15 protein-coding genes are annotated in these 15,277 nt (G+C 46.5%); 11 read left to right on the top strand and 4 right to left on the bottom strand.

Features of this window, described 5'->3' with window-relative positions; genetic code table 11:
* Positions 1-79: 79 nt before the first annotated feature.
* Genes NFI80_RS11755 through NFI80_RS11740 form a run of 4 tightly spaced genes read right to left on the bottom strand, consistent with a single transcriptional unit; the run spans position 80 to position 4,667 of the window.
* Positions 80-2,134, bottom strand: a complete 2,055-nt coding sequence (locus tag NFI80_RS11755; RefSeq protein WP_235158370.1) for an OmpA family protein — start codon at positions 2,132-2,134, stop codon at positions 80-82.
* On the bottom strand, positions 2,131-3,414 hold the full coding sequence (locus NFI80_RS11750) for an apiosidase-like domain-containing protein (protein WP_235158371.1): 1,284 nt from the start codon (positions 3,412-3,414) through the stop codon (positions 2,131-2,133). Before NFI80_RS11750 ends, NFI80_RS11755 begins: the two co-directional genes overlap by 4 nt.
* A 55-nt stretch (positions 3,415-3,469) precedes the next feature.
* Positions 3,470-4,117 carry a ribulose-phosphate 3-epimerase gene (gene rpe / locus NFI80_RS11745; protein ID WP_235158372.1) on the bottom strand — a complete coding sequence of 216 codons (648 nt, stop codon included), beginning with the start codon at positions 4,115-4,117 and terminating at the stop codon, positions 3,470-3,472.
* A gap of 28 nt (positions 4,118-4,145) precedes the next feature.
* On the bottom strand, positions 4,146-4,667 hold the full coding sequence (locus NFI80_RS11740; RefSeq protein ID WP_235158373.1) for a Uma2 family endonuclease: 522 nt from the start codon (positions 4,665-4,667) through the stop codon (positions 4,146-4,148).
* A 197-nt stretch (positions 4,668-4,864) separates the two neighbouring features.
* Here NFI80_RS11740 and ligA point away from each other — a divergent pair, with 197 nt between their 5' ends.
* The 11 genes from ligA to NFI80_RS11685 all read left to right on the top strand — a co-directional run bounded on the left by ligA (position 4,865) and on the right by NFI80_RS11685 (position 15,264).
* Positions 4,865-6,955, top strand: a complete 2,091-nt coding sequence (ligA, locus tag NFI80_RS11735; RefSeq protein ID WP_235162954.1) for an NAD-dependent DNA ligase LigA — start codon at positions 4,865-4,867, stop codon at positions 6,953-6,955.
* A 62-nt stretch (positions 6,956-7,017) separates the two neighbouring features.
* Complete coding sequence (gene dapA, locus NFI80_RS11730) at positions 7,018-7,908, top strand: 4-hydroxy-tetrahydrodipicolinate synthase (RefSeq protein ID WP_235158375.1); 891 nt, start codon at positions 7,018-7,020, stop codon at positions 7,906-7,908.
* A gap of 7 nt (positions 7,909-7,915) precedes the next feature.
* Complete coding sequence (locus NFI80_RS11725) at positions 7,916-8,974, top strand: aminotransferase class V-fold PLP-dependent enzyme (RefSeq protein WP_235158376.1); 1,059 nt, start codon at positions 7,916-7,918, stop codon at positions 8,972-8,974.
* Positions 8,975-9,046: 72 nt separating this feature from the next.
* Complete coding sequence (locus tag NFI80_RS11720; RefSeq protein ID WP_235158377.1) at positions 9,047-9,760, top strand: NUDIX hydrolase; 714 nt, start codon at positions 9,047-9,049, stop codon at positions 9,758-9,760.
* 88 nt (positions 9,761-9,848) lie between these two features.
* The gene (locus NFI80_RS11715; protein WP_233795800.1) at positions 9,849-10,418 is read left to right on the top strand and encodes a MarC family protein; all 570 of its coding nucleotides are present in this window, start codon (positions 9,849-9,851) and stop codon (positions 10,416-10,418) included.
* A 41-nt stretch (positions 10,419-10,459) separates the two neighbouring features.
* The gene (locus NFI80_RS11710) at positions 10,460-10,924 is read left to right on the top strand and encodes a pyrophosphohydrolase domain-containing protein (RefSeq protein WP_235158378.1); all 465 of its coding nucleotides are present in this window, start codon (positions 10,460-10,462) and stop codon (positions 10,922-10,924) included.
* 36 nt (positions 10,925-10,960) lie between these two features.
* Positions 10,961-12,196, top strand: coding sequence for a peptidase T (gene pepT, locus NFI80_RS11705; protein WP_235158379.1), 1,236 nt, complete (start codon positions 10,961-10,963; stop codon positions 12,194-12,196).
* The gene (locus NFI80_RS11700; protein WP_235158380.1) at positions 12,196-12,831 is read left to right on the top strand and encodes a ribonuclease H1 domain-containing protein; all 636 of its coding nucleotides are present in this window, start codon (positions 12,196-12,198) and stop codon (positions 12,829-12,831) included. The genes pepT and NFI80_RS11700 overlap by 1 nt, the downstream gene beginning before the upstream one ends.
* A 7-nt stretch (positions 12,832-12,838) precedes the next feature.
* Positions 12,839-13,561, top strand: coding sequence for a tRNA1(Val) (adenine(37)-N6)-methyltransferase (locus NFI80_RS11695; RefSeq protein ID WP_235162955.1), 723 nt, complete (start codon positions 12,839-12,841; stop codon positions 13,559-13,561).
* Positions 13,562-13,621: 60 nt separating this feature from the next.
* The gene (locus NFI80_RS11690) at positions 13,622-14,590 is read left to right on the top strand and encodes a glycosyltransferase family 2 protein (RefSeq protein ID WP_026630960.1); all 969 of its coding nucleotides are present in this window, start codon (positions 13,622-13,624) and stop codon (positions 14,588-14,590) included.
* 62 nt (positions 14,591-14,652) lie between these two features.
* A complete protein-coding gene (locus NFI80_RS11685) occupies positions 14,653-15,264 on the top strand; it encodes an inorganic pyrophosphatase (RefSeq protein WP_255699004.1) in 612 nt (203 codons plus the stop codon).
* Positions 15,265-15,277: the final 13 nt, after the last annotated feature.

Raw genomic sequence — 15,277 nt, 5'->3', positions numbered from 1 at the left:
TCGTTCTATTTTGCCCAAAAATTGGGAAACAGACCGAGTTGCCGCGAAATTAAGCAAAATTCCCTTTATAGGATATTTTTTAGATTTTAAGAATTGTAAACTCCACGCGCCGGTTCTTCTGGCGGGTCTGTTCAGTGAGGTTGCTGGCAATGGGTTTGGCTGGTCCCCAGGCCTTTGTCTGGATCCTTTTGCCGTCTACTCCTTTTGATAAAAGATATTTTTTGACCTGTTGCACACGGTCTTCCGCCAGCTTCACATTTTTTTGGACTTCGCCCTGATTGTCTGTATGTCCTTCCAGCAAAATTTCCATTGCCGGATAACTTGTCATAGCCGAAACAATCCTGTCCAGCTCCGGGTAAGACGACCGGATCACTTCGGCGCTGCTCTGCGCAAACATGGTGCTGCTAAGCCTGATCCGCTGCCCCGCTTTGATCGGTTGCAGATAAAGGTCTTTCCGGATGTTACGTAATGTGGTGTCTTTGGATAAATCAATTTCCTCAGTAAAAGGGAAATAGCCGTTTTCAGAGGCCGTAATGCGGTAAATTTCTTTCAGCGGCAAAATAAGCCGGTACTCGCCGGTTTCCGGGTCAAATGTTGCTTTTGTGAAAACATCATTGTTTTTCTTGATCTGTGCGATGAGGTCGGAACGCACAGCCTTGTTTGTTTCTGCTTCCAGGATGGTCCCGGAAATGATGGCCACCGGATCCGGGCGTGTCTCGGGAGTAAGCCTTACACGAAAAATATCTTCCTGCCCCGAAACCTTTTCGCTGGCACTGAAATAGGCATAATCACCCGTTGCAGGAACATTAAAATAAGCATCCCAAAGCGAAGTATTAATCACCGGGCCAAGGTTTTCAGGTTTCGACCAATTGACCCAGGTGTCGTCCAGCCGGCGGGTGAGGAACAAATCACCGGCTCCGTAGCCGCTGTGTCCGTGTGAGGAAAAATATAATGTTTTGTTGTCCAATGCCAAAAACGGAGTTCCTTCATAATCGGCCGTATTGATCACATTTCCAAGATGCAGCGGCTCCGACCAGCTGTCGCTCGATTGCAGAAAGGAAACATACAAGTCCTTTTTTCCTTCCGTATCGCTGCGCTCAACCGAGATGATCATCACATTACCATACGGCGAAACCGTGGTTTCCATGCTTTCGACCTGTTTGATCTTATTATTGCCCGTAATGCTTTCCCTGAGGTTGTTGATTTTGTATTCTTTGGGAAAAGTCCAGCCCGTCTTCGTCTGAAAACAGCGCGACAATCCTAACTCCATGGAGCCGTCCGGCCGGTAAACATTGATAACATAAATGGTTTTGCCGTCTGCCGAAATGCTTGTTATAGCATTATCAGCAGCATTATTGATCGGCGGGCCCATATTCACCGCTGCGCCCCAGACATTTTTTTCATTTAGTTTGGAATACCAGATATCCTGTGTTTCTGACGTGCCTACATTGCCCAGAAAATTGCCTCTCGTGAAATAAAGCGTTTTGCCATCGGGGGCAATAATAGGCGCAACTTCCTGGCCCTGACTGTTGATCGCCGCTCCCATGTTTTCACGTTTGGTTTTCAAAAGCGGCCCTTTTGCAATGTTAATGACAGCTTCAATGGGCGTCGTGTCGTCGGAAATGCCTATTGCATCGATTTGATTCGCTCCCGAAACTTTCGAAGGTTGCATCACAATCTTGATCGCATTGGCCAGGATATTCTGTTGTTTTGGAAAGATCCTGAACATTCTGCCTTTGACATTGAGCTGTGCTGCGGGTGTGTCGGAAATAAGAAATTCCTTCCCAGACTCATCATAGGCATACACCCGGGCAATGGCGCCCGGATTGAAATTTTCTGCGATAGCAACCTGTTTCAGGGAAATTGTTTTTTCAAAACCGACCTTAATCCACTCTTCATTCCGGCCATCCGGATCGGCGGGCATCCAGGCGCACGGACTATTCCCGAAATCAGGAAGCTTGTTAGGAATGCCGAGAATTTGTTTTGCGCGGAAGGCGTGCCCGTACTGCGCGGGCCGGTTTTCGGAAGAATAGCCCAGCACTTTATTAGCCCACAAAATCTGCTGACCGTATCCTTTATTTATAACAACTGCCGAAAGCAGCAGAAAAACGTTGAAGAGTAAGGTTTTATTCATTTTTTTGCTCCTATTAAGAGAATCCAATCCCAGCCCGGCTGTGAATCGGGTGGCTGAACAACCGCTTCCGGCGCAGCCCTAAACTCACCTCCTGACCATCTTTTTCCCGTGCGCGGACTATACCAGACGGCTCCAAAGTCCGTCCCGTTGAGATAATTGAGGTTAAGCCGCACCGGACGCGATTCGGGCAAGTATAACATGGACATTTTCTTATTGGATAAAGAAACTATGCCTATGTCAGCCTTATCGGTTGAATCGGGAAGCAGTTCTGAGATGTTTTCGGGTTGCATATATTCCCAGGGAATGCCTTTCAGGATTTTGACGAGTTCATGAATGTATTCCGCGCCGTCTTTATCGATGTTAACTTTCCATGTCGGGTTGAAATTTTTGATCGTGCTCATATGGCAAAAGCCCGCAGCAGCACTCATGATGGACTGGTAAGCCTGATTTCTGATCAAGACAGACTGATCCGTTATTTCTTTGGGGAACTCCGAATTGGCGATTAAAAATGGCCTTAATGCAACTTCGGCTGAGTTTTTTTGCCAGTTGGCCAGCGCCGCATACTCAGCGGGCGTCACCGTAGAATCCGGAATAATGAATTTTAGGTCTGATCTGACTTTTGAGCTGTCGTTCACACTCGAAGGCGAGCAAGTGCTCAGCGACGCTAGGATCTGACCTTCGGAAACGGAACGGATTCCGTCCGCAATAGCCTCAAACTGAGCGGCTGTCTGATATTCTTCCTCACTCACAATCCAGATCACATTGCTGTACTTGGCAAAATGCTTACCGACATAGGCACCGTAATATTTCCAAACCGTTGGATTTTGCGCATCGAAAATCGCATTCCAGCTTTTGCGGGAAACCACAATGCCCACGACAAGGTTACGCTCTTTTGCTGCGGCAATAATCTTGTCAAAATAGTCGAAATAGGGCTTATTGGGTTTTGAAATATCGTTATCCTGAAATGGAAGGGTCTTATTAAAATTCCGCTGATTGGGAAGTGCGGGCAAAAGCTGAACCAGGAATGTATTGAATGACTGAGACTTGCGCGCATCCATATAATGAATCGCATCGGTATAGCTCAGCTTACGCAGCATTTGCCAGGCCACATCGGCCACCATCAGGAACGGAACGCCATTATTATCGGTGATGTGGCGGCCATTCGGGCTGATTTTCAAAGGAAATTTAGCGACAGCCAGCTCCGGCCTTTGGGAGACATTAATAGCTGCCAGGCCGGACGCCGCGAAAATGCTGAAAATGAAGTATCTGAGCCACTTCATAGTCCTGGTCGGGAAAAATCTTTTAACATATCGGGGTGTTTCGGAACCTTGAAAATCAGCTGGTTTTCAGGTCGGTAATGGTTTTCAGCGGATCGTCCGAACTGAAAACAAAGCTTCCTGCAACCAGAATGTTCACGCCTTCTTTTACAAGCAAAGGCGCATTGTCAAGATTAACGCCGCCATCCACCTCAATCTTGAATGTGTAGCCAAATTTTTCTTTCAAAGCCTGTAATCTGGCAATTTTCTGATACGTGTTTTGTATAAATTTCTGCCCGCCGAAACCTGGATTTACGGACATAATTAGCACCAGCGAAACATCCCCCAGGATCTCCGAAAGCACTTCCACCGGCGTATGCGGGTTCAATGCAACGCCGGGCAACGCACCCACTTCCTTAATGTGCTGGATAGTCCGGTGCAAATGCGGACAGGCTTCGTAATGTACGGTCAGTATAGATGCGCCTGCTTTTGCAAATGCTTCCAGATAACGATCCGGCTGCTCGATCATTAAATGCACGTCCAATGGCTTTGTGGCATGCTTGTGAACGGCTTCACAAACGGGCATTCCAAAAGAAATATTCGGCACAAACATGCCGTCCATAATATCAACGTGTATATAATCTGCCTGGCTCACGTTCAGCATTTCTACGTCCCGTTGTAAATTCGCAAAGTCAGCAGCAAGTATCGAAGGAGCAATTTCCGCCATGAATTTTAAATCTTAGTTCAGGCCGAAATTAGAATATAATGTTCAACTTGAACGCCAAATCGCAAAATAATGGTGAGCTAACCACATCATTTTCGCCAAACGAAGCGTACATTTCATATCGGCCATTATTTAACACATAAATTTCCAAAACCCGCTTCTCCGGTTTCAAAAGCCAATATTCCTGCACGCCATAGCGCTCATAAATTTCTTTCTTAACAACCGTATCCATTTTAATGGTGCTTTTTGATACGATTTCGACTACCATATCCGGCACACCACGGATCCAGTCCTGGACAATGTCTTCTTTTTCTTTTGAAACAAAAATAAGATCCGGTTGCAGGCGATTGTAATCTTCTTCAAAAATAACATCGAACGGAGCATTCCAGATAGCACCCAAATCCCACTCTCTGACATAATTTTCAAGAGTCCATTGCAAATTCCGGGACGCATTCTGATGAGGCTTTTGTGGGCTAGGAGACATGATTTCCTCCCCGTTTATGATCTGTGAGAGATCCCAGTCCTGCCAGATGATTGTTTCTGTGCTTTTCATGTGCATAGCGAGTTTTTAGGAAAATTAATGAATTTTTGAAATGATTCATACGAGTTTGTGTATCAAAGAAAGACAAGTGTTTGATTTGTTTTTCCATTGATACGCGGTTTTCAAAAAAAGTAACGAAGGGCTGCACTATTTGAAATCGGCGCGAACGCTTCTTAAATTTGAGCACTATCTGTTTTAGCCGCCTTACCATGAACCCAGCACAACAAATCCAGGAGCTTGTAGACCAATTGCAGCATTTGAATTACCGTTATTACCAGGACAATGTTTCTGAGGTTTCGGATTTTGAATTCGATCAGTTGCTGAAACAGTTAAAGGCGCTTGAAGATCAATACCCTGAACTGCGGCAGGAAGATTCTCCAACGCTGCGGGTCGGTGGGACGATTACCAAGAATTTCAACACAGTTTACCATCGTTATCCGATGCTTTCGCTGGATAACACCTATAACGAGCAGGAACTAAGGAATTTCGATGACCGCGTGCGCCGAGGATTGGATGGGGAGCCGTATGAATACATTTGTGAGCTCAAATTTGACGGGATTTCACTGAGTTTTACTTACGAAAATGGCGTGCTCGTGCGTGGGGTGACGCGCGGCGACGGCACGCGCGGGGATGAGATCACCAATAATGTAAAGACCATCCGTTCGCTGCCATTAAGGGTAAAAGCTGAGAATGTTCCGCCTGTTTTTGAAATTCGCGGCGAAGGTTTTATGCCCATTACGTCCTTCCAAAAGCTGAATGAGGAAATGGACACATTGGGTGAAAATCAATATGCCAACCCCCGGAATGCGGCGTCGGGATCATTCAAGTTACAGGATTCTGCGGAAACGGCACGGCGCGGACTGGATTGCTATCTCTATTCTTTTCTTACTGACACAGAATTTTTCAAAAGCCACGAAGAAAGCTTGCTGGGGCTTAAATCCTGGGGTTTTAATGTTTCGCCGGGCTGGAGAAAAGTGCAGACCATTGATGAGGTTTTAGAATTTATTCATGAATGGGAGGAAAAACGACTGACTCTTCCGCTCGCAACGGACGGAATTGTAGTCAAAATCAACTCTTTTGAACAGCAGCGCGAACTCGGTTTTACGGCTAAAAGCCCACGCTGGGCCATTTCATTTAAATACAAAGCTGAAAATAAACCCGCCGTCCTGCGCATCGTGACTTATCAGGTCGGGCGGACGGGAGCCGTGACGCCGGTGGCGAACCTGTGCGACATTACCGAACGCGCATTGCCTTACAGCAAAGTGAAAGGCGTTCATCTTTCAGGGACGCGCGTGAAGCGGGCTACATTGCACAATGCCAATGAAGTGCTGCGGCTGGGACTGGAAATCGGGGACACAGTTTTTGTCGAAAAAAGTGGTGAGATCATTCCGAAAATAACAGGCGTAGATATTTCACAACGCGAAAAATTCCCAACTGAACCTTTAATTTTTCCCACACATTGCCCCGAATGCGGCTCCGAATTACAGCGCAATGAAGGTGAAGTCGCCTTTTTCTGTCCCAATGACAGCCATTGCCCACCGCAACTGAAGGGCCGGATCGAGCATTTTATTCACCGGAAAGCAATGAACATTGAAAGTCTGGGCGAAGGGAAAATAGAACTGCTCTTCGATCTCGGCCTTGTGCGGACACCTGCTGATCTTTACGACCTGACTAATGAAACGCTTCTCGGCCTCGAAAAGAACATTCTTAATGAAGAAACGGGCAAGGTGAAGAAGATCAGCTTCCGCGAAAAAACGGTTGAGAACATTCTGAATGGTATAAATCTATCCAAAACGGTTCCTTTTAAAAATGTGCTTTTTGCATTGGGAATCAGGTTTGTGGGGGCGACGGTGGCTGAGAAACTGGCCGCTTATTTCAAATCCATGAATGCGTTGCGATTGGCCACTTACGACCAGCTCATTGCCGTCCCGGAAATTGGCGGAAGGATCGCGGAGAGCATTGCTTCCTATTTCAGCGTGCCCGAAAACCAGCAATTGGTGGCACGCTTGCAGGCTGCGGGCATCCAGATGGAAAGTGACGAAAAGCCTGTTGAACTCGAAAGCGACATGCTGGAAGGCAAAACCTTTGTGATATCCGGCGTTTTCGAGAATTTTGAAAGGGACGATCTCAAATTGAAAATCGAGGTCAATGGCGGCCGGGTCCTAAGCGGCGTTTCGGGTAAGCTCAATTACTTGCTTGCAGGCGATAATATGGGGCCTGCCAAGCTCGAAAAGGCGCGCAAATTGGGCGTTACCATTCTCAGCGAGGAAGAATTTTTAGCGATGATCGAGAATAAGTGATGAAAAATGGCTCAGAAAGCTAACTTTGTGTTTTAAATTTCAACCAATTATATAAGTAAATAATGCCATTGGACCAACGTTTCAAAGGGGTAGGAGCGGCGCTGATTACACCTTTTGATGAGCAGAATGCAATTGATTACCCGGGTTTGAAAAGACTGATCGACCTGGTAACAGAAGGCGGATCGGATTACCTTGTGGTGCAGGGGACAACCGGCGAATCGCCTACGGTAAATTCCCGCGAAAAGCGTGAGATCCTGGCATTTACAATTAAAAATAACTCCAAATCGCTTCCTATTGTCTACGGATTGGGCGGCAACGATACGCAATCCGTGCTGGATTGCATTAAGGAAACGGATTTTACAGGCGTGGACGCCATTCTTTCGGTTTGTCCCTATTATAATAAACCCACGCAGGAAGGCATAATCGCCCATTTTACGGCCATAGCAGACGCCTCTCCTGTTCCTGTTCTGCTCTATAATGTTCCCGGTCGCACGGTGATCAATATGAAGCCGGATACGATCGTTGCGCTGGCTGCGCATGCCAACATTATCGGCATTAAAGACGCCGGTGGTTCGATCGAGCAAAGTATGGAACTCGCTTCCCGCGTGCCGGATGATTTCCTGTTGCTTTCAGGCGACGATAACCTTGTAACGACCATGGTAAGCGTGGGCTGGCATGGTGTCATCTCGGTGATTGCCAACGCATTCCCGAAAGAATTTGGCGAACTGACCTGGCATGCATTGGAAGGCCGTTTCAAAGAAGCCTCCAAGTTGCAGCTTGCTTTCCTTGAATTCGACACCCTACTATACGTTGAATCCAATCCGGTGGGTATTAAAAAATGTCTGGAAATCAAAGGGATATGCAGCTCTGCGGTGCGTTTGCCGTTGCTGAAAGCTTCCCAGGCATTGGGTGAAAAGCTGGAAAAAGCAATGGTGCGCGAAGGCTTTATCTGATCTTAAAATGATAACCTTTTATCCGGGCCCTTCCAAAGTTTACGACGAGGTTGGCCGCTATTTGCAAGAAGCATTCGAGAGTGGCGTCATCAGTGCCAATCACAGAAGCACGGCTTTCATGCAAATGCTGGAAGACGCGATCCGTAACCTGAAAACCAAGCTGAATGTGCCTGATGATTACGAGGTTTATTTCGTTTCATCGGCAACAGAGTGCTGGGAAATCATCGCCGAAAATCTCATTTCGGATGCCAGTCTGCACATTTACAATGGTGCGTTCGGTGAAAAATGGATGGAATACACCCAAAAGCTGACGGGTTCTGCACGATCTTATTTTTTCGAAACCAACGAAGAGCCGGATCTAAATACGGTAACAAAGCCTGCTGCGAATGAAATCATTTGTCTGACACACAACGAAACTTCCAACGGGACTGCGCTAACTTCTGAGTTCCTGAACACATTACGTGCTCAATGTGAAAACATGATCGCCGTTGATGCCACTTCGTCGATGGCTGGCGTCGTGCTTCCCTGGGACAGTGCGGATGTTTGGTATGGGTCGGTTCAAAAGTGTTTTGGCCTGCCTGCTGGCATGGGCGTGATGATCGTCTCGCCGAAAGCCGTGGAACGTGCCATTGCCGTTGGCAACCGGTCGCATTACAACAGCCTGCTTTTTATCCGTGATAATTTCCTGAAATTTCAGACACCTTACACGCCGAATACATTGGGTATATACCTGATGGGTAGGGTTATGAAGCAGGTTCTGCCTATTGAAACCGTCGCGGAGCAGACGCACAAACGCGCGCAGGATTGGTGTAAATTCTTGCCTGAAAACGGTTACCGTCTTTTAGTGGAAAACGAGGCTGTCCGTTCAGAAACGGTGGTTGCGGTTAAGGATTCGAAAGAACGCATTGTGGCGATTAAAAAGGCGGCTTTGCAAGTCGGAATTGTGCTTGGGAATGGTTACGGGAAGGATAAGGAGGTCAGTTTTCGGATCGCCAATTTTCCGGCGATCACCGATAGCGAGATCCGGACATTAAAGGATTTTCTGGTTTCCTTCTCTTCAAAATAGCGAATGAGTAGTAATAGGGGCGATTTGCTTTATTAACTAAATATTAATTACTCACCCCCGCAGTATCAAGTTGTGCGATTAGATATATTAAAACAATATCAGGCCCAAACCAAGTGTCTGGTCGCTCTGGACTCCATTATTTTCGGTTTTGACGGCGAAGAATTAAAATTGTTATTGGTCAAAAGAGGCATCGAGGACGAGCATCACACGTGGTCCTTAATGGGCGGCTGGGTGCAGCCCGACGAAAGCCTTGAAGGTGCATCAACCCGCATTCTTTTTGAGCTTACCAACCTCACAGATATTTACTTAGAACAGCTCCATACATTCGGAAGCCCGCAGCGCGACCCGGTCGAAAGGACCGTTTCGGTGGCTTATTTCGCCTTGATCAATGTAGAGGATTACGATCATAAGCTTTCTAAAAACTTCGAAGCACAATGGTTCCCGATCCAGGAACTGCCCAAATTGCTTTTTGACCACGGTTCCATGGTTGAAATGGCCATTCAGCATTTGCGTTACAAGGCTTCCCAGCATCCGATCGGTTTTGAGCTGCTTCCTGAAAAATTCACCATTCCACAATTGCAGAAACTCTATGAAGCAATTTTTGGAACAGAATTGGATAAGCGAAACTTCTCGCGCAAGCTGCTTTCTACCAATTTGTTAGTCAAGCTGGACGAGAAACAAAAGGGCTTTTCTAAAAAGGGTGCTTTCTTCTATAAAATTGACGAGGAAAAGTATAAAAAGCAGTTCAACACATTCCTCAATTTTCTTCCCGGAAGCGCTTCCTAGGGCCTAAATTTTGGTTCGAATAGCATTAAGGGTTGTGTAAGCAGTGGGTTTTAAGCAACTTTGCGGACATATCACCTGGCATAGCCCCATGTTTAATTTCAAGGAAATCGTTTCCGTAACACTCATCCTTTTCTCGGTCATCGATATCCTGGGTTCGTTGCCCGTGATCGTGGATTTCCGCCGGAAGCTGGGCAAGATTGAATCTGAAAAAGCCACATTGGCAGCAGGGTTTATCATGGTTCTTTTCCTGTTTTTGGGAGAGCGTTTGCTGAGTTTGTTTGGAGTGGATGTGGCCTCATTTGCCATTGCGGGCGCTATTATCCTGTTTTTGCTTGGTATGGAAATGATTTTAGGCAGAAATATTTTCAAGCACGATAATCTAGATGTAGGCGTCGCTTCCATTGTGCCCATTGCCTTTCCGCTCATTGCCGGCGCCGCCACCATGACCACATTGCTTTCCTTGCGTTCGGCTTACCAAACGGAGAACATTCTGGTCGGCATTATGCTCAATCTTTTCTTTGTTTATCTGGTTTTGAAATCTTCTAACTGGCTTGAAAAAAAACTCGGACAAGGTGGGACAGACATTCTCAGGAAAGTTTTCGGGATCATCCTGCTGGCGATCGCGATCAAGCTTTTTAAGACCAATCTGGTGATTTAGAGCACATTTATATTTGAAATTTTTAATTAATACAAAAAGACATGCAACAATTGGACAGCCTTAACCAGGTCGCTGAATTTCATAAAACATTTAAACATCCCATTCTCGAAACGCCAACCATTCCGTCCGAAGAGCGGAGCCGGTTGCGTGTGGCGTTGCTGGCGGAAGAATTGAAAGAGCTGGAAGTGGCCATTCTGGAAAAGGACATTGTGGAAATCGCGGATGCGCTTTGTGACCTGCAATATGTATTGTCGGGGGCAGTTCTGGAATTTGGTTTAGGGGAAAAGTTCAGGGCTTTGTTTGATGAAGTCCAGCGTTCGAATATGTCGAAAGCATGCCTTAACATTGAAGAGGCCGAGGCGACTGTGGCGCATTATGAAGCCAAGGGCACGGATTGCTATTACAAAGAAGACAATGGCAAATATCTGGTTTACAGAAAAGCAGATGACAAAACATTGAAAAATATCAATTATTCGCCCGCCGATCTGACTTCCATCCTGAACTGATCGCGCAGGGATTCCTAAATATTAAATGCTGCTTTTATGACATCTGTGCTGGAACGTTTTCTTCGGTATGTGCAAATAGACACGCAGTCGGACCCGAATTCCGAGAGTTTTCCGAGCACTGCCAAACAACGCGATCTGAGCAATCAGCTTGTCGTTGAATTACAGGAACTTGGAATTGAAGATGCGCACCTGGACGAGCATGGTTACGTCTACGCGACCATTCCTTCCAATTCCGAGAAAACGGACATTCCGGTCATTTGTTTTTGCTCGCACGTGGACACGTCCCCGGACGTGTCAGGCGCGCATGTAAAGCCTATCGTGCATCACAACTGGAACGGCGCTGACATTGTTTTGCCGGACGATCCATCGCAGATTTTAAGAATGAGTGAACTGCATGATCTGGATCAACAGATTGGTAATGATATCGTTACAGCCAGCGGAACCACGCTTCTTGGCGCGGATAACAAAGCAGGCGTTGCTGAAATTATGGCTGCGGCAGAATATTTGGTCACACATCCTGAGATCAAGCACGGTAACATTCGCATTTTGTTCACGCCGGATGAAGAAGTTGGTCGCGGAACGGAGCATGTGAACATTGCGAAACTAGGCGCGGACTTCGGCTACACCGTTGACGGCGAGGCAGTAGGCACATTGGAAGACGAAACATTCTCGGCAGACGGCGTCAAAATCACGATTCACGGCGTGAGCACGCACCCGGGATACGCATTAGGCAAGCTCGAAAACGCATTGAAAATTGCCGGAGAAATTCTCGCTGCTTTGCCCAAAGATACATTATCCCCAGAAACCACCGAAGGAAAAGAAGGCTTTATCCATCCGACCCAAATCGAAGGAATCCAGGAACAAGTAACATTAGGCTTTATCATCCGTGATTTCACAGTTGAAGGATTGCTTGAAAAAGAAGCGAAATTGAAGGAGATTGCTGACAATGTGCTGGCCGGTTACCCGCATTCCAGCATGGAATTCAAAGTAACCGAGCAATATCGGAATATGAAGGAAATCCTGGACCAGCATCCGGAAGTTTTAGAAAATGCATTGATAGCGATGCAAAAAGCCGGTTTAGATCCAATCCAGCGCAGTATTCGGGGAGGCACTGACGGTTCAAGATTATCATTCATGGGTTTGCCTTGCCCTAATATATTTGCAGGAGAACACGCTTTTCATTCAAAACTCGAATGGGTGTCGGTTCAGGACATGGAAAAAGCAGTAGAAGTGATCGTAAACATTGCCCAGATCTGGGAAGAAAAAGCTTAATGGCGAAGAAAACAAAATACTACGTCGTCTGGCAGGGCAGGAAAACGGGCGTTTTTACGGATTGGAAAGAGTGTGAGGCACAGATTAAGGGTTTTGAAGACGCGCGTTACAAGTCCTTTGAATCCATACAAGAGGCGGAAGCGGCCATTCAGCGGAATTATTGGGAATTTGTAGCTAAAAAGGAAAACAAACCCGCGATCACCAAAGAAGCGCCCGCGAGCATTGGAAAACCTATAAAAAACAGCATTACCGTGGATGCGGCCTGGAATACGGCTTCGGGCGACATGGAATATCAGGGCATTTATTACCAGACCGGCGAACGGATTTTCTTGCAGGGGCCATTCAAAGACGCGACGAATAACATTGGGGAGTTTCTGGCGATCGTGCACGCATTGGCTTATTTGCAGAAAAAGGAAAGCGATCTGCCCATTTACAGCGATTCCAGAACGGCCATTGCCTGGGTTAAAAAGAAGCATGCGAACACTAAACTGGCGCTAACGCCGAGGAATAAACCTGTTTTTGAAATGCTGCAACGCGCCGAAAGATGGCTTGCGGCCAACAAATTTTCAAACAAGATCCTGAAATGGGAAACCGAATACTGGGGCGAAAACCCGGCTGACTTTGGTAGAAAATAGAACGGTTATGGCACGAAATTCCTCTTTTCGCTTCAAGAATTTTACGGTGCAGCAAGACAAATGCGCCATGAAAGTGTGCACCGACGCCTGCGTGCTGGGTGCCTGGGCCGATGTCGACGACGCCGACTACATTCTGGATATTGGAGCGGGAACGGGTTTGCTTTCCTTAATGGTCGCACAACGGAATTCCTATGGCATCATCGATGCCGTTGAAATTGACGCAGAGGCTTTTTACCAGGCCGGTGAGAATGTGGAAAACAGCCCTTATCATGACCGGATCAGGCTTTTTCACTCTGCCGTTCAGGAATTTACTTCCGAGCATAAATATGACGTCATTATCACCAATCCGCCCTTTTTTCAGTCCGATCTGCTTTCTCCGTTAGATAAAAAGAACATTGCCCACCACGCAAAATCGCTGGATTTCGCCGAATTACTGACTGCTATCGACACGCTTTTGTCAGAAAGCGGAAAGTTCAACATTCTTTTTCCGGTTGATGAGGGCAAACAGTTTTTGACAAAAGCATTGGCATCCGGCTGGGTTTTGACCAGAAAACTTACATTGTTTCACCAGGAAGGCAAGAGAGCATTTCGTCACCTGATGACCTTTCAGCGAACAGAACCGGTTCATAATAAGGACATTAACGGAGAACTTTACATATATGAGCTCGACGGGACGACTTATAATCAGCCGTTCAAGGATTTGCTCAAAGATTTTTATATGATATTTTGATCGGGAAAAACACGAACTTTGCCCGGTGATCCCGGTTTTGGGCTTTGCTATTATACATTCATGACTCTATCAGCTATCCAGATTTCCGTTGTCGTTCCGCTTTACAATGAGGAAGAATCATTGCCAGAACTCAGTGAATGGATTGCGCGGGTGATGAATGAAAATGGCTTTTCCTATGAAGTGATTTTTGTCGACGATGGCAGCAAAGACCGCTCCTGGGACGTTATTTCAAACATTTCACAAGAAAACCCGAACATTCGTGGATTGCGTTTTGTAAGAAATTATGGCAAAACGGCCGCATTGCAAACGGCTTTTCAGGCGGCAAAAGGCGAGGTGATCATTACCATGGACGCCGACCTGCAAGACAGCCCGGACGAAATCCCGGAGCTTTACAAAATGATCAAAGAGGACCGCTATGACCTGGTTTCGGGCTGGAAAAAGAAGCGTTACGACCCGATTACCAAGACTGTTCCTACCAAAATATTCAATGCGGCCACCCGCAGCATTTCCGGCGTTTCGCTGCACGATTTCAATTGCGGCCTGAAAGCTTACCGCAAGGAAGTGGTCAAAAACATTACGATTTACGGGGAAATGCATCGTTACATTCCGGTGATCGCCAAGTGGAATGGCTTCGGCAAGATCGGGGAGAAAGTGGTGCAGCATCGTCCAAGAAAATACGGCACGACGAAATTCGGACTGGAACGTTTCATTTTTGGCTTTCTGGATTTGCTTTCGATTGCCTTTGTGAATAAGTTTGGGCGCAGGCCCATGCATTTGTTTGGCAGTCTGGGAACACTCATGTTTTTTCTGGGAAGCATTATAGCTTTCTGGCTTTTAGGCAAAAAGATTTACAACATTTACCATTTGCAGCCCTATCGGAATGTCACCGATAATCCGTTGTTTTTTCTCGCCCTGGTTGCGATCATGGTAGGTTCACAGTTGTTTCTTGCGGGCTTTCTCGGGGAATTATTTGTAAAACAATCTGTGTCAAAAACAGGAGATTATAACATTGCAGATAAGGTCGGTTAACCCCCACAATCAACGTTATTAAAAAATTTATCCATTTAAAAAGTATTACTATTACACAAATAATGATCGCTAACGTACACAAAGCACATCCCTGGCATGGAATCCCGATGGGGGATAATGCACCGAACCTCGTAACTGCCTTTATTGAGATTGTTCCTACCGACACAGTTAAATACGAAATTGATAAAGCAACGGGCTATCTGATGATCGACCGCCCGCAAAAATATTCCAACATCGTTCCGGCACTTTACGGATTTATCCCTAAAACGTACTGCTCAGAAAAGATCGCAGCGCTTGCCCGCGAGCGTTCGGGAAGAGACGTAACGGAAGGCGATGGTGACCCGCTGGACGTTTTGGTTCTTTGTGAAAAAATCATTTCGCACGGCGACATTCTTTGCACTGCGAAGCCTATCGGCGGAATCCGTCTGATCGATGGTGGTGAAGCAGATGACAAAATCATTGCCGTTTTGAAAGGTGACGAAGTCTACGGCGGTTTTTCCGATCTTAGCGAGCTGCCGGAAGGAATTGTAGAGCGTTTGAAACACTACTTCCTGACTTACAAGAATTTGCCGGGTGAAAAAGCCCACATTGAAATTACCAATGTATACGGCAGAGAAGAAGCACACGAGGTGATCATGACTTCCGTGGAAGATTACAAGCATTCATTTTACTGAGATCCGGTCTGAA

Source organism: Dyadobacter chenhuakuii, from assembly GCF_023821985.2.
Lineage (GTDB): Bacteria > Bacteroidota > Bacteroidia > Cytophagales > Spirosomataceae > Dyadobacter > Dyadobacter chenhuakuii.
Note: the sequence above shows the minus strand (reverse complement) of the source record. Positions and strands in the feature narration are given on the sequence as shown.